Below are 25,437 nucleotides of genomic sequence, written 5' to 3'. Positions count from 1 at the left end.
AAAAAATCCGTACTTTGCTAATTGCTGTAAAGCATTTAAAAAAATAGCTGTTACAAATGTAAGTGCAACAAAAGTATTTTAAAGATTCTGAAAAATTCAGACATTAGTACTTTGCTCAAACTAACGAACCACTAAATAACAATTAAGATTGACGAAAAATGAGATTAGAAGATTTTGATAACGACGAAGATAAAATTATTCAAGACCGATTAAAACAACGTACATGGAACGAGATTCGCACCAATGATTCTTGGGCAATTTTCAAGATTATGGCGGAATTTGTAAACGGATACGAAGCCATGGGACGAATTGGTCCGTGTGTTTCTATTTTTGGTTCAGCACGAACAAAACCAGAAGACCCATTTTATAAATTGACGGAGCGAATTGCTTACAAAATCAGTAAAGCCGGTTACGGTGTGATTACTGGTGGTGGACCTGGAATTATGGAAGCGGGAAATAAAGGAGCTCATGCCGGTGGCGGAACTTCGGTAGGTTTAAACATTGAACTTCCTTTTGAGCAACACTTTAACCCGTATATCGACCGCGATAAAAACTTAAACTTTGATTACTTTTTTGTAAGAAAAGTAATGTTTGTGAAATATTCTCAAGGTTTTGTAGTTATGCCAGGTGGTTTTGGAACCTTAGACGAAATGTTTGAAGCCATCACTTTAATCCAAACAAAGAAAGTTGCAAAATTCCCTATCATTCTTGTAGGTACTGAATTTTGGACGGGATTAATGGATTGGATTAAAAATGTATTGGTAGAAAATATTGCAACGGTAAGTCCGGGCGACTTAGATTTGATAAAAATCGTAGACCACGAAGACGAAGTTGTGGAAGTACTTGATGCTTTCTATAAAAAATACAATTTGAGTCCAAATTTCTAATACTTAAATTTTAACATATAAAGGTTCGCATAAAAGACGCTATAAAACGTTTTTAATGTGAACTTTTCGCTTTTTTTGCAATACATTTCGTATGTAGTATATATGAAAGACTTTCTCTTAAAATTGATCCGCTTGAAACTTACTCTGAAACGCTTCTCCATTTTAACTTGCCTTGTGTTTTCTTCTATGTTATGGAGTCAACATTCGAGCATTTCTACGGTGGAACTTAATCCGGATAAAAAAACACTGACGGTTCAGCAAGAATTGATTTACTTCAATCAATCCACTGATACGTTGCAGAAAATAATTTTAAACGATTGGAATAATGCCTATTCAGATAAATATTCGCCACTTGGAAAACGATTTTCAGATGAATTTGTACGGAATTTTCATTTGGCAAAAGAAGAAGAACGCGGCTTTACTACAGATTTGACATTCATTGACCAAAATAAAATGTTTTTAGATTGGAGTAGAACAAGCGATCATCCCGATTTAGTGGAAGTGGTTTTAAGAGATGCACTCCTTCCGATGCAAAAATTATCGATTTTCATTACGTACAAAATTAAATTACCGAGCGATAAATTTACAGGTTACGGCTACAATGACGATGGTTCCATTATGCTGAAGGACTGGTTACTTACTCCTGCCCGATTTAATGACGACCATTTTGTGATGTACAGCAATGTAAATTTGGATGACAATGCAAACGCGGTTACTGATTATCAAATTACCTTTGCCCTTCCCAAAAACTATCAGCTCATCACGGATTTAAACCAGATTAAGCAAAGTGAATCAAAAGTCATTTTATCAGGTAAAAACCGTTCAAAATTCGCGATCTATTTAACCAAAAAATCTGATTTCGAACTTTTTATATTACCGGGTGCTAAGGTGCAGACCGATATCAAGGATAACAATCTAAACGCCATTAAAAAAGCATTGCTTATCAAGCAGATTACAGAATATGTGGCAGCGCATATTGGAAAATATCCACATGAAAACATTGTAGTGTCGCAACACGATTATGAGCGAAATCCATTTTATGGCTTGAATCAATTACCAAGTTTTATCAGCCCATTTCCAGATGATTTTATGTTTGAAATTAAATTTCTAAAAACCTATTTAAATCAGTTTTTGCAAAACACGCTGACACTTGACGAGCGAAAAGACAGTTGGATTTACAACGGTTTTCAGGTCTATACAATGATGAAATACATCGATGAATATTACCCAAATATGAAAATGATGGGGAATGTGTCTAAACTAAAAGTTCTTAAAAGTTTTAATCTTGTCAATGTAGATTTCAATGAACAGTACAGTTATTTTTATATGCTGATGGCTCGAAAAAACCTGGACCAGCCTATTGGAGAATCTAAAGAAAAATTGATAAAATTTAACGAACAGATTGCTTCTAAATACCGAGCAGGATTGAGTCTGAATTATTTGGATCACTATTTGGAAAACGGAATTGTACAGCAAAGTATTCATGATTTTTATAATCTAAACCAACAACAAAAAGTTACAGAAACTGATTTCGCTGCGATTTTAAAACATAAAGCTCCGGTTGATATCAATTGGTTTTTTGAGACCATTATTCACTCGCGGGACATTGTAGATTACAAGTTTTCGGATGTGACTAAAACAAAAGACAGCATCACTTTTACCATTAGAAACAAAACAAATACTACTGTTCCTATTCCCGTTTATGGCTTGAATAACAACCAAGTGATTTTTAAAAAGTGGTATTCCAACATCAGTACCGACAGTACTTTTACTGTTTCAAGAAACAACGTGGACAAAATAGTTTTAAATTATGAAAATGAAGTTCCTGAATTTAATTTACGGAACAACTGGAGATCTTTAACAGGTCTTTTTCCCAATAATCGTCCGTTTAAATTTGTATTGATGAAGGATTTGGAAGATCCGTATTATAATCAAATTTTATATGTTCCCACATTGAGTTACACGCTGTACGACGGAATTTCTCCAGGTTTACGGATACACAATAAAACGATATTAGACAAGCCATTTAACTTTGATGTAAATCCTATTTATTCGCCAAAAACGTCGTCCTTAACCGGACACTTTTCATTTGCTGTGAATGAGTTTAATCGTGAAAGTAATTTGTATAATGTCCGATATGCCATTAGTGGAACGTATTTGCATTATGCGGAAGATGCCGCTTATTTTAAATTTAATCCTGCAGTTCTGTTTAGAATTCGCCAAGATGATTTTAGAAATAACAGAAAGCAAGCCATCCAAATCCGACAAGTAATGGTTAATTTAGAGCCTTCGCAACTGGTTACTGAATTTGATGGCAATCAAGAAAGTTATAATGTTTTTAATGTAAAATATTTCAATACAAAGACCGAGTTGACGCAACATTTCAACTTTGTAAGCGACTTACAACTTTCGCCTAAATTTGTAAAAACATCCGTTGAAATTGAATACCGAAGACTTTTTAATAATAATCGAACGATCAATTTGCGCTTGTTTGCTGGAACATTTTTATACAACACAACCAATTCTGACTTTTACAGTTTTGGATTGGATCGCGCGTCTGATTATCTTTTTGATTACAATTACTACGGTCGTTCAGAAAAGACGGGGATTTTCAGTCAACAAATCATTGTGGCAGAAGGAGCTTTTAAATCTAAGTTGGACAATCCTTTTGCCAATCAATGGATGGTTACAACTAATGCAGGAATTAACATTTGGAATTGGGTGGAGGTCTATGGCGACTTAGGTTTTGTGAAAAATACCAATCGCAACGCACGATTTGTTTATGATTCAGGCATTCGATTGAATTTAGTTACAGACTATTTTGAATTGTATTTTCCCGTTTATTCAAACAACGGTTGGGAAATCACCGACAAGAATTATCAAGAAAACATTCGATTCATCGTGACGTTAGACCCAAAAGTTCTGGTCAATTTGTTTACACGAAAGTGGTTTTAAATTATTCTCTAATAATTAAAAATGACGCATTAAATCCAGTGGAAAGGTTCCACTCCTCTTTATAAATGGCTTGTCCTTTATCCTTAATTAAGAAAGCACCTGTATTGGGAAACGAACTTCCTTCGTTCAAAGCAATGAATTCAATTCGGTTAAAACCTTTTGTAAGCGGAATTTCAAGCGTTTTATAAGTCGCATCTAGAAAGATACTTTCGTAAATGACAACACCATCTTTTGTTATTTTTACGTAATCACCATCTATGGCTTGTGGATCACGGACGGCAACTTGGATTGACTCTGAATCGGTTTTAAAATCGCCAAAATACTGGTTTCTCCTAAAAATTTTGTAATCGCCATTTCCTTCGCCTTTCAGGCTATTGTTCATTTTTTTTGTATACCGATCGGCGGGATTTAAAAAATTGTCTTGGCGGTTGAATTCACGTTCTTTTGGTTTATCCCAAGGATTTGGTACTGCTTCTTCCTTAGGCTTAATGTCAAAGATACTTGGCTTTTTTTCCGGTGTCAGTACCGGCATTTTTGGCAAGTTTAGCGGTGGAATGTTAACCGGATTGTTTCCATTGTCAAATTGTGCAAAGCTATGCACTGCAAAAAAAAAGATAAAAATTGACAGGAAAATGAATCGCATAGAAATCAGTTGTTCAGAATTTTAAAGTGCTAAATTTATAAAAATGCGATCAATAAAAAGGCAAACGGCTCCAAATTAACTAAACATTATCGTATTAAATCATGCAAAGAGTGTTCCAATGTAGTAGAATTTTAAAACATTAATTATAATAAACCTATCTTTGCAACCTCTTTGTACTTAATTCAGAGTACTCAAAAGATTTATATTTATGTTATTCGAAGATTTATCACTTTCTAAAAGTATACAAAAAGCCGTTTTTGAAATGGGTTATTTGGAACCAACACCTATTCAAGAACAATCCATTCCGGCTATTTTAAAAGGACACGATTTAATTGGTTGTGCTCAAACTGGAACGGGAAAAACAGCTGCATTTGCTATTCCTATTATTCACCAACTGCATCGCATTGTTGGTTCTTCTAAAAAAAGTAAACAAATTCGTTGTTTGGTAGTTACGCCAACTCGAGAATTAGCCGTGCAGATTGGACAAAATTTTGATCAATACGGTAAATACACCAACTTGACTTCCTTGACCATTTTTGGAGGTGTTTCTCAAGTACCACAAGTAGATATGTTACGCAGTGGAATTGACATTTTAGTGGCAACACCAGGTCGATTATTGGATTTAAACAAGCAAGGATATATTGATTTAGACCACTTGCATTGTTTGGTTTTGGACGAAGCCGATCAAATGTTGGACATGGGATTTGTCAATGATGTCAAAAAAATTGTAAAATTGACACCAGATAACCGTCAGACGTTGTTGTTTTCGGCTACGATGCCAATGGCAATTCGTGAGTTATCTGAAATGTTTTTAAAAGATCCGGTAAGTGTAACCGTTTCTCCCGTTTCGTCGACTGCTGAAAATGTAGAACAACGCGTTTATTTTGTAGACAAAAGCGAGAAAAGAAATTTATTGCACCATTTGATTACCAAAGAAAATTTATCTGATGTGTTGGTTTTTTCAAGAACCAAGCACGGAGCTGATAATGTGGTAAAATCTCTACGTAATAAAGGTGTTGCTGCAGAAGCCATTCACGGAGACAAATCTCAAAATGCACGTCAGCGCGTTTTGGATGCATTCAAGAAAAAAGAAGTTGGCGTTTTAGTCGCTACCGATATTGCTGCAAGAGGAATTGACATTGATCAATTGCCTTATGTAATCAACTTTGATTTGCCCAACGTTCCAGAAACTTATGTACACCGAATTGGTCGTACCGGTCGCGCTGGAAACGGTGGAGTTGCCATTTCCTTCTGTGGGAAAGACGAAGCTCCGTATTGGAAAGACATTCAGAAACTGATCAAAGTGGACGTTTCGGTTGTAAAAGACCATCCTTACGCTTGGAAAGAAGGAAGTCCGGATGAAAATACGCCAAAGCAAAATTCAAACCGAACTAAAGAAGCAAATAATTCTAGAAAATCAACCGCTTCAAAACAGAATAAAAAACGTTGGTATTAAAAACCTTTCGTTCTAAATTTTAACCATTAAGTTATTAAAAACAGTAAAGTAGCATTACTACATGGTTTTAATAACTTAATGGTTTTTTTTAAAAATCATTTGAAAGTAATTTTAATGATTTTATTTTTTCCAGCGGCAATTGCAGTTGAATCGTTTAAAAAACGAATCGTATAAAGCGAAGAATCATTGGATAATTTGCTCCATTTTTCTCCGGAAGTAGTTGAATAATAGAATCCAGAAGCGCCAACGGTAACTAAATGTTGTCCATTAGAATTAGGAACGTATTGCACACAGGAAGCGTAACCAAATCCTTCATTTTCAGCTACCAATTTCCATGATTTTCCACCGTTAGTGGTAATAGCTTTGTTCCCAAAATTCTGATTTAGTTTTTCGTAATTTCCTCCTGCAATGAATCCATTATTAGCATCGTAAAAATCTGCAGTAAAAATTCCAGTCATCCCTTCGCCTTGAACAATGGGCGTTTCAAAAACTTTCCAAGATTTTCCTTTATCTGCCGAATGAAACACTCGCGATTTTTTTCCTCCAGAAACCATCCACGTATCATTGCCTTTAATAATAAGGTTAGTATTGCTTGCGGCAAAAGCGGCTTCGCCTTCTGCTACGCTAGGAAGATGATCACAAGCCACTTTGTTCCAAGTTGTTCCGCCATCTCTTGTTATCAAAACAGAAAGACATTTATCCGTTGGATCTCCCATGGCAATTCCTTCGTCATTATTCCAAAATTGCATACTGTCATAAAAAGCTTTGGGATGATTTTCTTGGTACATTTTCTTGATGCGAGATCCGTCTTTTGAAACTCGGTATACTAATGCCGGCGTTCCCACATTTACTAGAAAAATATAGTCTTTGGTTTGTGCAATACTGCGGAATTCCAAGGATAACGTATCTTTGGTAACATGCCCGTTGAATCTTTTGTCGGATTTTAAATCTATAGAACCATATTGACCTTTATTTGCCGCATACCAAATTTTATTGGAATCTATTAAAATGGCTCGGATGGACAATTCTTCCTGCAATAAAGTATCAATTTGCACGGACGTGAACACCTTCGAATTAGAGGAAGAAAGTGATTTATTTTCATTTTTGCACGCAGATAAAAACAGAATGGAAAGCAAAACAAGAAGTACATTTTTCATAGGAATAATTTGCATACAAACTTATCAAATTTATTTTTGATGCAGCTGAAAAAAAATAACATGAAATTTAAAATGTGTAGTATTTATTTACTTAATTTTGTTCCCTTTACCAAAATTATGAGCAGCACAAAATCGGGCCATTTGAGCCAATTATCGGTAGGTGGTTTATTAATTGCATTGGGAATTATTTATGGTGATATTGGTACTTCGCCACTTTATGTAATGAAAGCGATTATTGGTGCTGGAGCAATTAACGCCGACATTGTTTTAGGAGGTGTTTCCTGTGTGTTTTGGACGCTGACTTTACAAACCACTGTAAAGTATGTAATTATTACTTTAAATGCAGACAATAATGGTGAAGGTGGGATTTTTGCACTTTATGCATTGGTTCGTAGGACAAAGATAAAATGGCTCATTATTCCCGCTATTATTGGTGGTTCAGCGCTTCTGGCTGATGGAATTATTACACCACCCATTTCCGTTTCTTCCGCAGTGGAAGGTTTACGAACGTTTTATCCGTCAATTAATACGGTTCCAATAGTTATCGGAATCTTATTTATACTCTTTTTTATACAGCAATTTGGAACTAATCTTGTAGGGAAATTTTTCGCTCCGATGATGTTGCTTTGGTTTGGAATGTTAGGTGTTTTAGGAAGCATCCAAATCTTTGGAAATATTGAAGTCTTTAAAGCATTCAATCCTTATTACGCATTTCATTTGTTGCAACTGCATCCGGAAGGATTCTATGTTTTAGGCGCGGTTTTTCTTTGTACTACTGGAGCGGAAGCATTGTATTCTGATATGGGACATTGCGGTCGGAAGAATATTCGGGTGAGTTGGATTTTTGTAAAAACGATGTTGGTTTTGAACTATTTTGGTCAAGCCGCTTACTTAATTCGTTTTCAAGGAAAAACATTGGTGCAATTAGGAGGTTCAAATGGAAATCCATTCTATTTAATTATGGCCGATTGGTTTCAACCTATTGGAATAACCATTGCCACACTTGCCGCTGTCATTGCTTCACAAGCTTTAATTAGCGGCTCTTTTACCTTAATAAATGAAGCAATGCGCTTGAATTTTTGGCCAAAAGTAACCATTAAATATCCTACAGAACTTAAAGGACAAATGTACATTCCATCGGTCAACTGGCTTTTATTTTTAGGTTGTGCCTTAATAGTGTTGCATTTTGAGGAATCGACCAATATGGAAGCCGCTTACGGTTTAGCGATTGTATTGTGTATGATTATGACCACCATTTTACTTAACTTTTATATGATAATGAAAAGAGTAAAATGGTATTTTATTGCTCCAATTATCAGTTTGTATGCCGTAATTGAATTTAGCTTTTTCTTTGCGAATATCAAAAAATTCTCGCATGGAGGTTATGTAACTATTCTGATAGCTATGGTTTTAATTGGGATTATGTTTACTTATTTTAGAGCAAAAACAATTAGTAAAGCGTATACTAAATTTGTAAAAATTGGTAATTACAAAAAAGTTCTAGCAGAATTAAGTGCCGATTTATCAATTCCTAAATACGCAACGCATTTGGTTTATTTGACAAATTCAGGTCGTACTGATGAAATTGAAGAAAAAGTAATGTACTCCATTTTACAAAAACGACCAAAAAGAGCCGACATCTATTGGTTTATTCATGTCAATATTTTGAACGAACCTTATAAAAAAGAATATAAAGTCACCGAAATTTTAAAAGACGATATTATTCGTGTGGATTTTAACTTAGGATTTCGTGAACCTACTAAAATCAATATTATGTTTCGCGAAGTCGTGAAAAATATGGTGGAAAATTCAGAAGTGGATGTAAGAAGTCGTTATGAATCATTGTACAATAATAACATCGTAGGCGATTTCAAATTTGTACTTTCAGAACGTTTTTTATCAAGTGACAGTGTTTTAATTTGGCACGAAAAATTAGTTATGAATGCTTATTTTCTGATTAAAAAATTAAGTTTGTCCGAAGGTAAAGCATTTGGCTTAGACAGCAGCTCCGTAAAAATTGAAAAATTCCCAATGGTAGTTAACCCTCCGGAGCATATCTATATGAAACGAATTGAGTAGCACTTTTCTAAAAGAGTTCATTATAAAAACAATATTTTATTACAATATCAATTTATAAATGTGTTAAAATAATATTAATATCAAATTATTGGCATACCTCTTGTTTTACCGTTTTCAAATACAATCAAAAAACCAACAATTAAATTTGAAAATCATGAAAACACATTTACTTACCCTCGCCCTTTTTGGATTTTTAGCACAAAATCCGATTGTTGCACAAAACAGAACTACTGTAAATGCAACGAATAACGAAATCAGTGACAATTTAGATTTAAGAGCTGTAGCTTCCATTTTTGGAGATGCAAGAGATTTACAAGATTTTGAGCGCCAATTGAACGACCCAAAAAACAAGATTTCTAATCTTGATTTGAATTTTGACCGCCAAGTGGATTACTTACGAGTGATTGAAGCAGTGGAAAAAAATACGCATTTAATTATTTTGCAGGCCGTTTTAGAACGTGATGTTTTTCAAGATGTAGCTACAATTGAAGTTGAACGCGATCAAAACAATCAAGTACAGATTCAAGTAGTTGGAGACGTTTTTATGTACGGTCAAAATTATATTTATGAGCCGGTGTACGTAAACCGTCCCATTATTTACAATATGTTTTGGGTAAACAATTACAACCCATACTATTCTCCATATTATTTTAATTACTATCCGAACTACTATTATGCTTGGACTCCGTACCCAGTGTACCGTTACCGAAGAAATGTGCATGTTCACATCAATCAGTACAACAATTACAACTATTGCGACAATAGAAGAAGCACAAGAGCAGTGGCAATGTATGAAACTCGAAGAAGCAATGGGTATGAAAGAAACCATCCCAATCAGTCATTTGCAACTAGAAATACAGCAACCAATAGATATACTTTAAACCAAGCTGCTAATTCTGGAAGAAGAACTGATTATGCTGCAACTAGAAATTATTCGACTTCTACTTCTGGAACAGTTCGAAATGCAACTAGTGCACGTAATGTTAGAAGTACAAATACAACTAGAAATACAAACACTGCGGTTCGATCCACAACGCCTGCAAAATCGGTAAGAAGTGAGGCTTTATCAAGTTCTAGAAATAGAAATACAGTAACGCCTTCAAGCGCTGTAAGAAGTGCAACTACACAAAGTACTCCTACTCGAAATTACAGTCAACAAGCCGTTAGATCCACTTCAAGCAATTCAAATGCGACGCGTTCAACTCGAAGTAGTGCTCCTTCACAAAGTGCCACACGTTCTGAAAGTACGCGAAGTTCTGGAAATACTTCTGGAAGCCGAACGTATTCCAGAAGCTAAAAATCAACTATTAAAGAAAATGCCTGAAAGAAATTTCGGGCATTTTTTTTATAGCAGCAAAAAATTTTAAATTTAGCGCTAAAGAAATTATCTTTAACCCCGCAATCCTGCACCTAAATTAATTTTGCATCCACTATATTATGGCATTTTTAAAGCTCATTCGTTATCAAAATTTATTGTTACTCCTATTCATGCAATTGCTCTTTAGATATGGATTTCTGAATTTGCAAGATATATCTTTAGCTTTAAGCGACTTGCAATTTGGAATTCTTGTATTGTCTACTGTTTGTATTGCTGCAGCAGGTTATATCATCAATAATATTTTTGACAAGGAAACAGATGCAATCAATAATAAAGAGGTAATTATTGGCAAAGAAATTAGCGAAGCAAACGCCTATAACCTCTACATTGCATTAAATGTTCTTGGAGTTGGTGGCGGATTTTATTTATCAAATGTTATAGAGAAACCAGGATTTGCCTTACTTTTTATAGTTGTTTCTGGTACTTTATATTTATATGCATCGTCCTTTAAACAATCGCTTTTAATTGGAAATATAATTGTTTCGATTTTAACTGCTATTAGCGTCATTATCATTGGATTGTTCGATTTGTATCCGATGATCACGCCAGACACGCAAGTTCATTTGGGTATTTTATTCAAGCTTCTGTTGGATTATGCGTTATTTGCTTTTCTAATCAATTTTATTCGAGAAATGGTCAAGGACTTACAAGACGTGAAAGGCGATTATAATATGGGAATGAACACGTTACCCATTGCAATTGGCGTGGCAAGAACCTCAAAAATTGTTTTGGCGGCAACTGCATTCATTACATTTTATCTGTTGTATTATATTTATATTTACTATTTCAGCAATAATTTATACATCAGTACTTTGTACAGTTTACTGACTATAATTGCACCTCTTGTATTAATTTGCATCAAATTATTTGAAGCTAAAACTTCTTCCGATTTTAAAATGTTGAGTCTGCTTTTAAAAGTAGTCTTATTTTTTGGGATTCTTTCTATAGCAGTCAACTCCTTAAATATCCTATACAATGTTTAGTACAAAACTCCAGGAATTCAAAATAATTTTAGCGTCCGGTTCGCCTCGACGTCAGCAGTTTTTTAAAGATTTGGGATTGGATTTTGAACTACGCCTGCGCGAAATTGAGGAAGTCTATCCCGAACATTTGAAAGCCGATGAAATAACCGATTATTTGGCCGAACTAAAAGGTAAAGCATTTGACGGAACTTTGGCAATAGACGAACTCTTAATCACGAGCGATACCATTGTTTGGCATAAAAATCAGGCATTAGGAAAACCGAAAGATGCAGAAGACGCGTTCTTAATGTTGAAAAAACTTTCAAATTCAACCCATCAAGTCATCACGTCAGTTTCATTTAAAACAACCGAAAAGGTGACTACTTTACATGATTACACGGAAGTGACCTTTTGCGAATTAACAGATGAAATGATCCGATACTATATTAAAAACTGTAAACCTTTTGACAAAGCTGGTTCGTACGGAATTCAGGATTGGATTGGTTTAGTGGGTGTTACATCAATTTCAGGATCTTATACCAACGTGATGGGATTGCCTACGCATTTGGTTTTTGAATTTTTTAAAACATTTAAATAATGAACGAGTTTTTCTCAAACTATTTACGCGAAATAATTGCAACAGGTGTAATGATGCTTACGCTAAGTGTTCTGCGCTACATCATTATTCAGTTAATTAAAAAGTACGCGATTAAAAGCGAAGTAATTGAATACCGGAAAAATCTTGTAATTAAATACATTAGTGTATTTATTACTTCTTTATTTTTTATTGGTCTGATTATGATTTGGGGTGTAAAAACTGATGATTTATTTGTTACTATTTCCTCCGTATTGACCGTTATTGGGGTTGCTTTGTTTGCGCAATGGTCTATTTTAAGCAACATTACTTCAGGATTTATTGTGCTTTTTTCGTTCCCGTTTAAGATTGGCGACAGCATAAGAATTCATGATAAGGACTTTCCAATTGAAGGTGAAATTATTTCTATTCATACCTTCTATACATTGGTTAAAACCTTGGATGGTGATTTAGTTACTTATCCCAACTCCCTCTTTTTACAAAAAGGAATATCGACTAATAAAAGGCCAAACCACCACTCGTCCAATTAGCAGGTGTAAATTGTATAAAGTAATAGTGTAGACTTGTAAGCGCTAGCTTGTTATTTTCAATCAATTTTGTTCTAAGTAAAGCTTCCAAAAAGCAGCAGTGCATTTCAGCTAACTTATAAATAAAACTGACTACATGAATACAACTTTAAAGCTGCCGTTTTACGTAAAATTATCGCTAACATTAGTAAGCTTAATTGCAATTTTTTATACGTTGCATATTGCGCAAGAAATACTTATACCTCTGGCAATGGCGCTGCTATTTGCCATTTTACTGAGACCGATAACGGCTTTTTTAAATCAAAAATTACATTTGCCACACGTTATTGCGGTAATGATTAGCGTGCTCTTATTTGTCTTACTCATCATCGGAATTCTGACTTTTATTTCATGGGAGTTGACCGACTTTATGAGAGATTGGAATAAGATCAAAGAAAATTTCAACATTCATTTAATGAATTTACAGGAATTTGTTCGAAATCACTTCAATATAAGTACCGTTGAGCAAGATAAATACATAGAAAATGCAACTAACGATACTGTTAAATCAGGTAAAGAAATTCTGGGTAGCACCTTGCTGTCCTTTACAGATACCTTGTTAAACCTGACTTTAATTCCAATCTACATGTTTCTAATTTTACTTTATAGAACTCACTTTATGAAATTCTTAAATAAATTAGTAAAGAAAGAAGACGAAAGTATTTTGCTTGACATTTTAGGCCAGATAAAAGTAGCGGTCAAAAGTTATTTGGTGGGCCTGTTGATCCAACTTTTTTCAGTTGCCACAATGACTACCATCGGATTCATGATTGCAGGAATTGAATATGCTGTATTACTAGGCGTTTTAACGGGATTGCTAAATCTAATTCCGTACCTGGGAATTATAATTGCCATGGTCATCAGTATGTTTGCCACATTAACAGGCACGCCAGATTTATCAATGATTTTAGGAGTGATAATCGTAACGATTATTGTACAATTGATAGACAATAACATTTTGGTTCCGTTAGTGGTCAGTTCCAAAGTTGAAATCAACGCCATGGCATCCATTGTTGGAATTATCATTGGAGGAGCGATTGCTGGAATTTCCGGAATGTTCTTGGCAATTCCCACAATTGCAATTTTAAAAGTTATTTTTGATCGCATTGAACCTCTCAAGCCTTGGGGTTATTTGATGGGTGATGATCTACCCAAAACCTACGAATGGCGAAGTATCAGACTTACCAATTACAGCTACAGTATGCAAAGTGAGTACAATGATGATACAAATGACACTAGTGATTCCGTAGATCTTCCCGTATTCACAGAATCTTCAACTAATGATATAAACGACTCAAAACCTGATTAGTCAATTCCATTATCTATGAAAGAAACACTACTTACATCCGGTGCTGGTTCTGATGACCATCCTGAAAAAGAAATTGTACAGCATACATCGCCGAAGACAAAAAATAAATTTGAAATCTTCTTTGAAGACATTGGAAATGCCACCCGATTTGTACTTAAAGTGCTGGCAAATACGTTTGGAAAAGACTTTGAATTCAAACAATTTCTAAAACAATGTTACGCGATTGGCAATCAATCTCTAGGACTAATTTCGGTTACAGGAATTATTATTGGCCTCGTGTTAACCATTCAATCTAGACCTGTTTTAGTGAATTTTGGAGCAGTTAGTATGTTGCCTGGAATGGTTGCAATATCCATTATTCGAGAAATGGGACCCGTAATTACAGCGCTAATTTGTGCCGGAAAAATTGGTTCAAGTATGGGTGCCGAAATCGGATCCATGCGAGTAACCGAACAAATTGACGCTATGGAAGTTTCTTCCACCAATCCTCTTAAATTTTTAATTGTACCCCGCGTTTTAGCAGCCATTTTCATGTTGCCTTTACTTACACTTTATGCAGACGCATTGGGAATTTTAGGAAGTTGGATTGGAGCTAATATTAAAGGTGATGTAAGTTTTGTATTATTCATTTCACAAGCTTTTAGCAACGTTACATTTTTAGACTTATTTCCAGCTGTTATAAAAACATTTTTCTTTGGTGCCGTAATCGGTTTTGTGGGATGTTACAAAGGTTTTAATGCCGGAAGAGGAACAGAAAGTGTTGGAATTGCAGCTAATTCTGCCGTAGTAATGTCTTCCCTTTTAGTAATTATCGTGGATTTAATTGCGGTACAAATAACCGATTTATTATGAGCACATCTTTAGAAAAGAAGACAGAAAACGTAGTTGTCATCACTGATTTGACTAAAAGTTTTGACACTGCACAAATTTTAAAAGGATTAACGCTTTCACTAAAAAAGGAAGAAAATTTAGTTGTTTTAGGGAAATCCGGAACAGGAAAATCAGTTTTGATCAAATGTATTGTTCGACTCTTAAAATCAGATTCAGGAACTATAAATGTGTGTGGCAATGAAATGACGGAACTTAATAATTTGCAATTAAATGAAGTGCGACGGAAAATTGGATTCCTCTTTCAAGGTGGCGCTTTATACGATTCAATGACCGTTCGGGAAAATTTAGAATTTCCACTCCGAAGAATGTTTAAAAATTTGTCAAGAGCAGAAGTAAACGCCAAAGTGCAAGAAGCATTAGAAAATGTAGGACTCCCCGATTCTATTGATAAAATGCCTTCTGAACTTTCAGGTGGTATGAAAAAAAGAATCAGTTTGGCTCGAACTATTATCGTAGATCCAGAAATCATGCTGTATGACGAACCAACGACCGGATTAGACCCTGTAAGTTCGCATGAAATCAGTTTGCTTATAAATGAAGTACAAGCTAAATACAAGACTTCTTCCATCATAATTACGCACGACATAGAATGCGCCAAAACTGTAGCCAACCGTATTATCATGCTGCAAGATGGAAAGGTATATAAGGAAGGAACGCTTGCTGATTTTGAAAACTCTGATGATGCATTAGTGAATTCGTATTTTAAAAGTCAAAACATTACCAACACAAAAACAATATAATCATGGAATTTAAAAACTATAAAATCAAACTCGGAATGTTTGTTACCGCAGGAATTATTTTATTTTTTCTTGCAATATTTGTTATAGGGAAACAAAAAAACTTATTCGATCCCGTTTTTACTGTGAAAGCTAATTTCGAAAACGTAAGTGGCTTACAAGTTGGAAATGCAGTTCGTTTTTCAGGAATTAATGTTGGAACTGTGGATCAGATATTGATTGTGAACGATTCCACTGTCCAAGTAACCATGCTCGTAAAGAAAGACGTTCAGAAATTTATTAAAGACGATAGCGAAGCCGGTATTGGATCGGAAGGAATTATTGGAGATAAACTCATTGTTTTGTCCCGCGGTGGAAGTAGTACGAAAGTGATAAAAGAAGGACAAGTAATTGCTTCAAATGAACCAATAGAAACCGATGCAATTATCGAAAGTTTACAAATGACCGCCGACAATGCTGCAATTGCTACAGAAGAAATTGCTGAGATTATGGTAAAAATCAACGACGGTAAAGGTAGTTTAGGAAAATTGATTAATGATGATAGTATGGCTGAAAGTCTCGATGCTACAATGACCAATTTAAAAACCAGCACAAAGAAACTGGACGAAAATATGGAAGCAGCCAAAAGCAATTTCTTATTGCGAGGTTATTTCAAGAAAAAAGAACGAGCAAAAGAACGACAAAAGAAAGCTGCCGAAAAAGAAGCTAGAAAAAATAAAAAGTAAACTAAAAAAAGCTTCTATTTCCTGTGAAATAGAAGCTTTTTAAATATCTAGGTGAATTTAAAAATATGCTTTAAGTAAAAAATTTAAAACGTATCACACAAATAATTTAGATGTTACATTTAAATTTGGCTATCAAAATTTCTTAATAAGATCCAATAGTTCCTATTAAATTGGTTTTAAAATCAATTGAATTCGCTCAATACAGTCTTCATAATGATATTTTGTTTCGGTATCAACCGCCGCTGATTTTGCCAACTGCAACGAACGTAGTAATTGCTTCAGTTCACCACGGACAAGCGCTCTGACATCTGATTGTGAGGTAAGGTAAAAGTCAGCTCTTGCATTAGCATTCATTTTTTCTGTACTCAAAAATTCCATTCGTTCCAGATAAGCACGCTGCAAGTTTCTTCGGTAAACCGACACATTTTGTTGCGATGCCGCTTCTTGCCACAGACCAAGTCGCAGTTCTTTTAAAAAAGTCACAGGTTGATAATTTGCAGCACTTAAGTTAGCACCATCTATTAATCTTCCTAATGTTTCAAACGCCAATAACTTGGTTAAAAAGCGCGATTGAGCGGCTCTGAATTTTTCTACATAACCCGCGTGAACGGTATTTTTAAGTATAGAATTATTTACCAACCAAGTTGGCGATGCAAATGCATTTTTATGAAGCCAACGCATTGCTTCTTGCTGTTTTTCTTTCGGAACAACCGAATAAACGGTTCCTCCTTGAACTGGTTTCTTATAATTTTCGTAAACACCACCAATGTTTGTAGTTACGTGGCCAACATAACGACCCCAAACTGAAAGCAATTCGCCGTACAACTCCTCTAAATCGGCATAATCATTGGTTTTGTCACTGGTCCATTTAGGCAAATTTTCTGTGACAAATTTTAAATTTTTCAAAGCATAATTTCCCGCTTTCATCGCATCATTTCCTACATCCTCCGTTTGAGAACTCGGATCAAAAGAGCTTCCTTGGCTTCCAAAATGATATTTTGAATCGTTCGCTTTTTCTTCAATCCATTTATCTAGCGTTGCCGTTTCGCTTTCAGGTGTGGTTGCATTTGGAATCAAACGATAACCCCAATTGGTAGCATAGGAATCATAAGGTCCCATTTTTCTGATAAATCGCACGTCGCCATCTCCAGGTTGGGCAATATAATTAAAACGTGCATAATCCATAATACTGGAAGAAATTCCATTTTCCTTTGTAAATGCTGGACTTCGATAACTTTCTACATCATACGAGCAGCTTGCACCCATATTGTGCGGAAATCCTAACGCGTGTCCCACTTCATGAGCAATTACCATTTGCATCATTTCGCCCATATCTTCTTCGCTCGTATCCAATGTTCGCGCTTTTGGATTGGCTGCTCCAGTCTCTAACAAATAGCGATTGCGGTAGGAACGCAAATGGTTGTGGTACCAAATAATATCACTTTCAATAATTTCACCAGTTCGCGGATCAGAAACACTAGGTCCAACAGCATTACGTGTTGTACTTGCCACATATCGAATTACAGAATACCGAATGTCTTCCGGACTAAATTCAGGATCTTCCTCCTTTGTTGGTGCATCTTTACAAATAATCGCATTTTTAAATCCTGCAGTTTCAAAGGCCGCTTGCCATTCTTCAACGCCCGCTCTAATGTACTTTCGTAATTTTTGTGGCGTAGCAGGATCAAGATAATAGACAATGGGTTTAATTGGTTCAACTAATTCTCCTCTATTGTATGCGGCAACATCTTTTGGTTCTAAACGCCATCTTCTGATGTAGGTTTTCTTATCTGATTTTAAAGCTTCACTAGAATAATCATATTGACTTACTGTGAACCAACCTACTCTTTCGTCAAAAAGTCGCGGCTTCATTGGATGTTCTGGTAGCAAAATCATCGATTGATTCATTTGAATAGATATGGTTTCGGTACTTTCTAAAACTGATGGTTTACTAGCATTATAGGTAAAGTCTTGCACCACTTCAATGTTCATTGGAAATGATTTCATACTGTTGATAAAACTTCTTGAATCATCCAAATTTTTCACCTTATAAGCTTCTCGCGTCCTTGCATCCAAACCGCTAATGGCCTTAACATCACTGCTGAAAAACTTGGTCACATCAATAACCACATTGGAAGAATCTTTGCTAAAAGCTTCAATATTAAAAGCATACAAGGTTGGTTCATAATTATTCAATCGTACCGACACATTTATGGGCAAACTGTCGTTGGCTGTTGCCGCATACGATCTTACTTTTAGCAAAATTTTATCTTGGAACCGTTCCCACGTTATTAAGTCTTCGTTTGCCGAACTCCCTGCATTTACATATCCGTTACCAAATCCTGAAGGAATTTTAGAAATTCTACTCACCAACAACATTTCTTTTCCAAGCAAATTTTTTGGAATTTCATAAAAATATTTGTCAGCCACTTTATGAACAGCAAACAATCCTTTTTGTGATTTTGCTTCCTTAGTAATAACTTGGCTGTAATCTTTTATTTTTACGTCTTTTTTCTTGTCGGAAGCTGCTTGACTTTTCAATGCCAATTCTTTAGCTGCCGCTTCTTGTTGTCTTTTTTTCTTTTTTGACTGAGCAAAACTACTTATTGGCAGCGACAAAACAAGAAACAAAAGTAATAGAGTAACTTTTTTCATAAGGATAAAATGAAGTATTAAGTGTTCAAAAATAGGAATACAAATGGTATGAACCTAAATGTTATCAATTAAAAATCCACTTCCATCACTTAATTTTAGGTGCTGCATAATGAATTTAAAGTGCTTTGTTATATGGTTATTCAATATATTAATGACCCGGTTGCTGCATAGTCAAACGCAAATAATGATCACAAAAAAAAGGGTTTTACATCAAGTAAAACCCTTTTTCTATATCTAAAACTGATGATTAAGAATACATCGTTTTTCGCAATTCCTGCACTTTTTCGTCATCCAAATATTCGTCAAACGTCATGTAACGGTCAATCGCTCCTTTTGGCGTCAACTCTATAATTCGGTTTCCAACGGTTTGAGCAAATTCATGATCATGCGTGGTAAACAACATCGAACCTTTAAAATTTTTCAGTGAATTATTAAAAGCCGTAATCGACTCCAAATCCAAGTGATTGGTTGGTTCATCGAGCATCAATACATTGGCGCGTTCCATCATCATTCGCGACAGCATGCAACGCACTTTTTCACCACCTGATAAAACCCGACTCGTTTTTAGCGCTTCTTCTCCTGAGAAAATCATTTTTCCTAAGAATCCACGGATGAATACTTCGTCGCGTTCCTCTTCTGTTTTTGCATATTGACGCAACCAATCAACTAAAGTTAAATCGTTTTCAAAAAACTCGTGATTTTCTCCTGGCAAGTACGCTTGATTCGTAGTAATTCCCCAATCAAATGTACCTGTATCCGCTTTTTGTTTGTTGTTCAAAATCTCGTAGAACGCAGTTGTAGCACGGGAATCTTTAGAAAAGATAACAACTTTATCTCCTTTTGCCATGTTCAAATCCACATTGGTAAAAAGCACATCACCATCAACTGAAGCACTTAAGTTTACTACATTTAAAATCTGATCGCCCGCTTCTCTTTCTTGATCAAAAATAATTGCTGGGTAACGACGGCTTGAAGGTTTGATTTCAGAAATATTCAATTTTGAAATCATTTTCTTACGAGAAGTCGCTTGTTTCGACTTGGCCACATTCGCAGAAAAACGACGAATAAATTCTTCCAATTCTTGCTTTTTCTCTTCTGCCTTTTTATTTTGTTGTGCTCTTTGCTTCGCTGCCAATTGGCTGGACTCATACCAGAACGTGTAATTTCCTGAATAATGGTTGATTTTACTAAAGTCAATATCAGAAATATGGGTACAAACTGAGTCTAAGAAGTGCCTGTCGTGTGAAACAACAATTACTGTATTTTCATAATTTGCTAAAAAAGTCTCCAACCACGCGATGGTTTCAAAATCCAAGTCATTGGTAGGCTCATCCATGATAAGCAAATCAGGATTTCCAAAAAGCGCTTGTGCTAAAAGTACACGCACTTTCATCTTTCCTTCCACATCACCCATTAAAGTATAATGCATGTCTTCTGCAATTCCTAAACTTGAAAGCAAGGAAGCTGCAGACGATTCGGCATTCCAACCGTTCATTTCTTCAAACTGAACTTGCAATTCCCCAATTCGATCTGCATTTTCATCAGAATAATCAAGGTACAATTGGTCCATTTCTTTTTTAACGGCATACAAGACTTTATTACCCATCATCACCGTCTCCAAAACCGTATGTTCGTCAAACATATTATGGTTCTGGTTCAAAACAGACATTCTTTTTCCGGCTTCCAAATGAACATGACCTGATGTAGGATCCATATCTCCTGCAATTATCTTGAGGAATGTTGATTTTCCAGCACCATTGGCACCAATAACACCGTAGATATTTCCGTGGGTAAATGTAGTATTCACTTCATCAAACAAGATTCGTTTGCCAAATTGAACGGATAAATTATTAACTGTTAACATTGAATGTATTTTAATTTTAAAAAGTGGTGCAAAAGTACAAAAAAATTGTGTGCCAAAACGTTACCAAGCAAGAGCATTTCTACTTAACAATCATTTAACGGTGCCTTAACAGTCAATTTGAACCTAACTGAATATTTTTGTTTCGATAATTTAAAACATTTATACTATCAGAACAATTCTACTATTTCCCATACTTCTTGCATTTTCCCTTGTATCTTGTAATGAGGGTTTTGATAACGATAACTATACCGCTTACTTTGGTGGAAAAATAGTCAATCCAAGCAACCGGTATATTTTATTTTGCAAAGATTCTAAAGTTCTAGATACCATTATCTTAAATCCAGACAATACATTTTTCAAGAAATTTGATTCGCTAACGCCTGGGTTATATTCCTTCAAACACGAGCCTGAGTACCAATACATTTATTTTGATAAAAATGATAGTTTAATGGTACGCATCAATACACAAGATTTTGATGAATCCATCACATTCTGTGGTCGTGGTGATGAGAAAAATAATTTTTTGATGGAGTTATATTTGAAAAATGAACAAGATCGGAGCGTTATGTTCAACGTTTATGACGAAAATGTAGGTCAGTTTAATAAAAAAATAGATTCTGCTTTTCAATCTAAGCAAAAATTTTACGATTCTAAAAAGGAAAGTATTGCTTGGTCTGAGGATTTTGACAAGTATGCTAAAGCAATGTTGGATTTTTTCCACTATTCAAAAAAAGAATTATATCCAGTGGTTCATCGCATGAGAAGTGGTGAAAATGTAACCCCTAAACTACCTGCTGATTTTTATAGTTTCAGAAAGGACATCAACTTTAATAATAAAGAGTTAACCAACTTTTCACCATTTGTACGCTATTTATCGAATCTAATGAATAATTTGAGTGCCAATGAAAAATGGGAGATGCGTTCTGCTGTTGACAAAGCATTCTTGTCCAGTAGTGCGAAATTGCACATTGCCGATTCATTATTCACCAATGAAAAAATAAAAAATACAGTCTTAGATAATATTGCTTTTGCCTACTTATTAGAAGATCAAAATATCATCAATAATCAAAAGTTTTTAGATAAATACCACGCACTTTCAACGGACCAAAATCAACACAATGAAATCAAGAAAATTGGAGATGCGATTCAGTTGTTAAAACAAAACAATCCATTACCGAATCAAAAATTGATGGACTTGAACGGTACTACTGTCGACGTCAAATCTATCATTAATAAAAAGACAGTACTATTCTTTTGGACCAAAAATTTAGAATCGCATTTTGTAGCCGCTCATAAACGTGCGATGGAATTGCAGAAAAAACATCCAGAATACGATTTTATCAGTATTTGTGTAGATCAAAATGAAACCAAATGGAAAAGTATGTTAAAAAACTACAGGTTTTCAAACATCCGCGAGTATAAGGTTGAAAATTTTGATAGCGTGAAAGAACATTGGGTGGTAAATAAGATCCACCGTACCTTGGTTCTTAATGCGGATGGAACGATAAATAATGCTTTTGTCAGCTTATTTGACATAAGTTTTGAAAGCAATTTAAATTAAGAATTTAGATAAAAGCATTTTGATTAACAAAATGCTTTTTTTTATAACAAAATCCGCTTATAAATATTTCTTAAATCCGCCATAACTCAATGCATTTTACTTAAATTTGACAAAATTTATTGACATTGAAAAGGCTCTTCTTATTATTTTTTTTAGCGTTCACAACCCTTCTTTTGGCACAAAAGCCTAAAAATATTGATGTAGAATATGCTGAATTTTCCGACATCAATCAAACAGAAATGCCAGGTGCATTTTTACTCACAGGAAAAGTGCGAATTGTACACGATGGAATAACCATTACATGCAATAAAGCGTACTATTTTCAGGAAGAGAACTATGCTAAACTTTTTGGTAATGTACAAATGGTACAAGGTGACACCTTATATCTCAACAGTCAATACGCTGAATACAGTGGAAACGAAAAGAAAGCCTACGCTACGGGAAAACCTGTATTGCGTTCGCCAGACATGACTTTAAGTACTGATACAATTAACTTTGATCGAAATACACAACAAGCATTTTACAACAGCTTTGGTCGGATTGTCAATAAAGAAAATACGTTGACGAGTAATGCTGGTCGGTATTATGCAACAGAAAAGAAGTTTCAGTTTCTTTCCACCGTTACCATTACGAACCCAAAGTATGTTATAAAATCCAATCATGTGGATTATTACAATAATTCGGGTCACGCCTATTTATTTGGTCCTTCCACAATCACGAGTGAAAAAAACTTTATTTACACGGAGAAAGGATTTTACGACAGTAAGAAAAATGTAGGTCATTTTTTACGAAAATCATACATCAGGTACGAAGACCGACTTATTGAAGGTGATAGTATCTTTTACGACAGAGCAAAAGAATTTGCCTCAGCAACCCGAAATGTAAAAGTTACCGACACCGTCAACAAGGGAATTGTAAAAGGGCATTATGGCGAAGTTTTCAAACTCAAAGATTCACTAATGATGACTGGTCGTGCAGTTGCCATTAATTTAGTAGAAAATGATTCGGTGTACATCCACGGAAAAAAATTGATGGTTACGGGAAAAAAAGGAAACCAAGTTATTCGAGCGTTTAATAATGCGCGTTTTTTCAAATCCGATCTGAGTGGAAAATGCGATTCAATTCACTCCAGTACTAAAAAAGCATTGACCCAGTTGATCGGCAGACCTGTAATTTGGAATGGTGAAAATCAATTGACCGGCGATATTATTCACCTTATCGGCGACAATAGAACGGAAAAAATTGATTCATTGAAGGTTATAAATAATGCTTTTATGATTTCTCGAGATTCGTTAGGAACAGGTTATAATCAAGCAAAAGGTTTGAATATGTATGGCAAATTCAAGGACAATAAATTGGATTATATTGATTTAATTAAAAATACCGAAGCCATTTATTATGTGTATGACGACGCGACTTTGACTGGAATTGAGAAAAAAATCAGCAGCAGCATTAACATTACATTCGATGAAAATAAAATTGATGTGATGACTTCTTACAAGAATGTGGAAAGTCAGATGTATCCTGAAAAAGATTTGCCTGAAAATGCTCGAAGATTAAGAGGATTTATTTGGCGTGGCGATGAAATAATCAGAACTAAAGACGATATTTTCCCTCCCGAGGAAGAGGAATTTGATGCAAAAATGCAACAGGAAAGTAAAATTGACGCTGAAAAGGAGAACAAACCGATGGAAATACGGAAAGAAACTTTAAACTACGATAAGCAGAAACCGGTTAAGAAATAGAAACTTAACGGGACTTCCAACAATTTACTACACTACTATTTTTTTAGTTTCCAAAAATGAAACAAGATTTTTTAAAATACCAAGCACAAACTTCTCCTTATCCATTAGGAATGGAAGTTTCTCACGCAAAAGGAAGTTATATTTACGATACCAACGGAAAAAGTTATTTGGACTTTGTGGCAGGTGTTTCCGCATGTACATTAGGACACCAACACCAAAGAGTAAATGATGCGATTAAAGCACAATTGGATAAATATTCGCACGTGATGGTCTATGGCGAATATGCCCAACAACCCTCCGTTGATTTTTGCAAACTGCTAGTCCAACATTTACCAGAACCTTTAAATCAGGTGTACTTGGTCAATTCTGGAACAGAAGCTACAGAAGGAGCGTTAAAATTAGCACGAAGAATTACGGGTCGAAGTCAATTGATTTCTTGCCACAATGCCTATCATGGTAACACCATGGGATCTATGAGTGTGATGGGTTTTGAAGAACGCAAACAACCTTTTCGACCTTTATTACCAGATGTAGAATTTATTACATTTAATAATGAAGCGGATTTAGAAAAAATTACCACCAAAACGGCTGGAATCATTCTAGAAAGTATTCAGGGTGGTGCGGGATTCATTCAACCCGAAAATGATTTTCTAATAAAAGTTAGAAAACGCTGTGATGAAATGGGTGCGATGTTGATCATTGATGAAATTCAGCCCGGTTTTGGAAGAACAGGAACACTGTTCGGATTTGAAAATTATGGCATTATTCCAGATATTGTAATCATTGGCAAAGGAATGGGCGGCGGAATGCCCGTTGGAGGATTTGTAGCTTCGCATTCCCATTTAAATTTACTGTCTGATAATCCAAAATTAGGCCATATTACCACTTTTGGCGGACATCCTGTCATAGCAGCGGCATGCCTTGCTACACTGCAAGAATTGACAGAAACTACGCTGATTGAAGACACATTGGTCAAAGAAAAACTATTTCGGTCGCTATTGGTACATCCTTTGATTAAGGAAGTCCGAGGACGCGGATTGATGTTGGCACCGATGACAGAAAGCGCTGACATTACCAATGAAGTAATTCTAAGATGTCAAGAAAAAGGGCTGATTTTGTTCTGGCTGCTTTTTGAACCGTGTGCCATCCGAATAACCCCACCGTTAACCATCTCTGAAGATGAAATTAGAGCAGGTTGCAAAATTATTTTGGAAACACTTGATGAAGTGTCCCAACAAATTGCTACGAATTGTTAATTAAATTGTTCACAAT

19 protein-coding genes are annotated in these 25,437 nt (G+C 35.2%); 15 read left to right on the top strand and 4 right to left on the bottom strand.

Annotated features, from left to right (window positions below; translation table 11 throughout):
- Nucleotides 1-158 precede the first annotated feature (158 nt).
- Together H602_RS0103060 and H602_RS0103055 are read left to right on the top strand one after the other, a co-directional pair.
- The gene (locus tag H602_RS0103060) at nucleotides 159-887 is read left to right on the top strand and encodes an LOG family protein (protein WP_026976690.1); all 729 of its coding nucleotides are present in this window, start codon (nucleotides 159-161) and stop codon (nucleotides 885-887) included.
- Between the two features lie 132 nt (nucleotides 888-1,019).
- Entirely contained in the window at nucleotides 1,020-3,842 is a 2,823-nt protein-coding gene (locus H602_RS0103055; protein ID WP_342663468.1) for a gluzincin family metallopeptidase, read from the top strand.
- A gap of 1 nt (nucleotide 3,843) precedes the next feature.
- Here the strand turns inward: H602_RS0103055 and H602_RS0103050 are convergent, their stop codons facing one another.
- Nucleotides 3,844-4,374 (bottom strand): hypothetical protein, encoded by a 531-nt coding sequence (locus H602_RS0103050; protein ID WP_157504843.1) that lies wholly within the window; start codon nucleotides 4,372-4,374, stop codon nucleotides 3,844-3,846.
- 319 nt (nucleotides 4,375-4,693) lie between these two features.
- Here H602_RS0103050 and H602_RS0103045 point away from each other — a divergent pair, with 319 nt between their 5' ends.
- Complete coding sequence (locus H602_RS0103045) at nucleotides 4,694-5,941, top strand: DEAD/DEAH box helicase (RefSeq protein ID WP_026976687.1); 1,248 nt, start codon at nucleotides 4,694-4,696, stop codon at nucleotides 5,939-5,941.
- Nucleotides 5,942-6,036: 95 nt separating this feature from the next.
- Here H602_RS0103045 and H602_RS0103040 read toward each other — a convergent pair whose 3' ends face one another.
- Entirely contained in the window at nucleotides 6,037-7,098 is a 1,062-nt protein-coding gene (locus H602_RS0103040; protein WP_026976686.1) for a WD40/YVTN/BNR-like repeat-containing protein, read from the bottom strand.
- 117 nt (nucleotides 7,099-7,215) lie between these two features.
- On the opposite strand from H602_RS0103040, the gene H602_RS0103035 reads away from it, so the two are divergent.
- From H602_RS0103035 to H602_RS18065, 9 genes are all read left to right on the top strand, one after another.
- Nucleotides 7,216-9,177, top strand: a complete 1,962-nt coding sequence (locus tag H602_RS0103035; protein ID WP_026976685.1) for a KUP/HAK/KT family potassium transporter — start codon at nucleotides 7,216-7,218, stop codon at nucleotides 9,175-9,177.
- A gap of 154 nt (nucleotides 9,178-9,331) precedes the next feature.
- Nucleotides 9,332-10,474 carry a hypothetical protein gene (locus tag H602_RS18075; RefSeq protein ID WP_035758812.1) on the top strand — a complete coding sequence of 381 codons (1,143 nt, stop codon included), beginning with the start codon at nucleotides 9,332-9,334 and terminating at the stop codon, nucleotides 10,472-10,474.
- Between the two features lie 140 nt (nucleotides 10,475-10,614).
- Nucleotides 10,615-11,538 carry a geranylgeranylglycerol-phosphate geranylgeranyltransferase gene (locus H602_RS0103025; protein ID WP_084404199.1) on the top strand — a complete coding sequence of 308 codons (924 nt, stop codon included), beginning with the start codon at nucleotides 10,615-10,617 and terminating at the stop codon, nucleotides 11,536-11,538.
- A complete protein-coding gene (locus H602_RS0103020; protein ID WP_026976683.1) occupies nucleotides 11,531-12,115 on the top strand; it encodes a Maf family nucleotide pyrophosphatase in 585 nt (194 codons plus the stop codon). Before H602_RS0103025 ends, H602_RS0103020 begins: the two co-directional genes overlap by 8 nt.
- Entirely contained in the window at nucleotides 12,115-12,642 is a 528-nt protein-coding gene (locus tag H602_RS0103015; protein WP_026976682.1) for a mechanosensitive ion channel family protein, read from the top strand. Before H602_RS0103020 ends, H602_RS0103015 begins: the two co-directional genes overlap by 1 nt.
- A 133-nt stretch (nucleotides 12,643-12,775) precedes the next feature.
- The gene (locus H602_RS18070) at nucleotides 12,776-13,987 is read left to right on the top strand and encodes an AI-2E family transporter (RefSeq protein ID WP_084404198.1); all 1,212 of its coding nucleotides are present in this window, start codon (nucleotides 12,776-12,778) and stop codon (nucleotides 13,985-13,987) included.
- A gap of 15 nt (nucleotides 13,988-14,002) precedes the next feature.
- On the top strand, nucleotides 14,003-14,839 hold the full coding sequence (locus H602_RS0103005) for an MlaE family ABC transporter permease (RefSeq protein WP_084404197.1): 837 nt from the start codon (nucleotides 14,003-14,005) through the stop codon (nucleotides 14,837-14,839).
- A complete protein-coding gene (locus H602_RS0103000) occupies nucleotides 14,836-15,618 on the top strand; it encodes an ABC transporter ATP-binding protein (protein WP_026976680.1) in 783 nt (260 codons plus the stop codon). Before H602_RS0103005 ends, H602_RS0103000 begins: the two co-directional genes overlap by 4 nt.
- Before the next feature lie 2 nt (nucleotides 15,619-15,620).
- On the top strand, nucleotides 15,621-16,340 hold the full coding sequence (locus H602_RS18065; RefSeq protein ID WP_035758809.1) for an MlaD family protein: 720 nt from the start codon (nucleotides 15,621-15,623) through the stop codon (nucleotides 16,338-16,340).
- Nucleotides 16,341-16,505: 165 nt separating this feature from the next.
- On the opposite strand, the gene H602_RS0102990 is transcribed toward H602_RS18065, so the two are convergent.
- Both H602_RS0102990 and H602_RS0102985 read right to left on the bottom strand, forming a co-directional pair.
- A complete protein-coding gene (locus H602_RS0102990) occupies nucleotides 16,506-18,995 on the bottom strand; it encodes a zinc-dependent metalloprotease (protein WP_026976679.1) in 2,490 nt (829 codons plus the stop codon).
- Between the two features lie 247 nt (nucleotides 18,996-19,242).
- Complete coding sequence (locus H602_RS0102985; protein ID WP_026976678.1) at nucleotides 19,243-20,859, bottom strand: ABC-F family ATP-binding cassette domain-containing protein; 1,617 nt, start codon at nucleotides 20,857-20,859, stop codon at nucleotides 19,243-19,245.
- Between the two features lie 448 nt (nucleotides 20,860-21,307).
- On the opposite strand from H602_RS0102985, the gene H602_RS0102980 reads away from it, so the two are divergent.
- The 3 genes from H602_RS0102980 (at nucleotide 21,308) to H602_RS0102970 (ending at nucleotide 25,421) form a co-directional block, all read left to right on the top strand.
- Entirely contained in the window at nucleotides 21,308-22,420 is a 1,113-nt protein-coding gene (locus tag H602_RS0102980) for a TlpA family protein disulfide reductase (protein ID WP_245574904.1), read from the top strand.
- Nucleotides 22,421-22,593: 173 nt separating this feature from the next.
- Nucleotides 22,594-24,165, top strand: coding sequence for an OstA-like protein (locus H602_RS0102975; RefSeq protein WP_245574903.1), 1,572 nt, complete (start codon nucleotides 22,594-22,596; stop codon nucleotides 24,163-24,165).
- Between the two features lie 56 nt (nucleotides 24,166-24,221).
- On the top strand, nucleotides 24,222-25,421 hold the full coding sequence (locus tag H602_RS0102970) for an aspartate aminotransferase family protein (protein WP_026976675.1): 1,200 nt from the start codon (nucleotides 24,222-24,224) through the stop codon (nucleotides 25,419-25,421).
- The last annotated feature ends 16 nt before the right edge of the window (nucleotides 25,422-25,437 follow it).

This window comes from Flavobacterium tegetincola DSM 22377, assembly GCF_000425485.1.
In the GTDB taxonomy this organism is placed as follows: Bacteria; Bacteroidota; Bacteroidia; order Flavobacteriales; family Flavobacteriaceae; genus Flavobacterium; species Flavobacterium tegetincola.
The sequence above is the reverse complement of the archived record's forward strand: the minus strand, read 5'-3'. Positions and strand labels throughout refer to the sequence as shown.

Excerpts from the sequence above, each read along its gene's own strand:
- H602_RS0103060 (WP_026976690.1), top strand. The coding sequence starts at position 159 with ATGAGATTAGAAGATTTTGATAACGACGAAGATAAAATTATTCAAGAC.
- H602_RS0103050 (WP_157504843.1), bottom strand. The coding sequence starts at position 4,374 with ATGCCGGTACTGACACCGGAAAAAAAGCCAAGTATCTTTGACATTAAG.
- H602_RS0103045 (WP_026976687.1), top strand. The coding sequence starts at position 4,694 with ATGTTATTCGAAGATTTATCACTTTCTAAAAGTATACAAAAAGCCGTT.
- H602_RS0103040 (WP_026976686.1), bottom strand. The coding sequence starts at position 7,098 with ATGAAAAATGTACTTCTTGTTTTGCTTTCCATTCTGTTTTTATCTGCG.
- H602_RS0103035 (WP_026976685.1), top strand. The coding sequence starts at position 7,216 with ATGAGCAGCACAAAATCGGGCCATTTGAGCCAATTATCGGTAGGTGGT.
- H602_RS18075 (WP_035758812.1), top strand. The coding sequence starts at position 9,332 with ATGAAAACACATTTACTTACCCTCGCCCTTTTTGGATTTTTAGCACAA.
- H602_RS0103025 (WP_084404199.1), top strand. The coding sequence starts at position 10,615 with ATGGCATTTTTAAAGCTCATTCGTTATCAAAATTTATTGTTACTCCTA.
- H602_RS0103020 (WP_026976683.1), top strand. The coding sequence starts at position 11,531 with ATGTTTAGTACAAAACTCCAGGAATTCAAAATAATTTTAGCGTCCGGT.
- H602_RS0103015 (WP_026976682.1), top strand. The coding sequence starts at position 12,115 with ATGAACGAGTTTTTCTCAAACTATTTACGCGAAATAATTGCAACAGGT.
- H602_RS18070 (WP_084404198.1), top strand. The coding sequence starts at position 12,776 with ATGAATACAACTTTAAAGCTGCCGTTTTACGTAAAATTATCGCTAACA.
- H602_RS0103005 (WP_084404197.1), top strand. The coding sequence starts at position 14,003 with ATGAAAGAAACACTACTTACATCCGGTGCTGGTTCTGATGACCATCCT.
- H602_RS0103000 (WP_026976680.1), top strand. The coding sequence starts at position 14,836 with ATGAGCACATCTTTAGAAAAGAAGACAGAAAACGTAGTTGTCATCACT.
- H602_RS18065 (WP_035758809.1), top strand. The coding sequence starts at position 15,621 with ATGGAATTTAAAAACTATAAAATCAAACTCGGAATGTTTGTTACCGCA.
- H602_RS0102990 (WP_026976679.1), bottom strand. The coding sequence starts at position 18,995 with ATGAAAAAAGTTACTCTATTACTTTTGTTTCTTGTTTTGTCGCTGCCA.
- H602_RS0102985 (WP_026976678.1), bottom strand. The coding sequence starts at position 20,859 with ATGTTAACAGTTAATAATTTATCCGTTCAATTTGGCAAACGAATCTTG.
- H602_RS0102980 (WP_245574904.1), top strand. The coding sequence starts at position 21,308 with ATGGTACGCATCAATACACAAGATTTTGATGAATCCATCACATTCTGT.
- H602_RS0102970 (WP_026976675.1), top strand. The coding sequence starts at position 24,222 with ATGAAACAAGATTTTTTAAAATACCAAGCACAAACTTCTCCTTATCCA.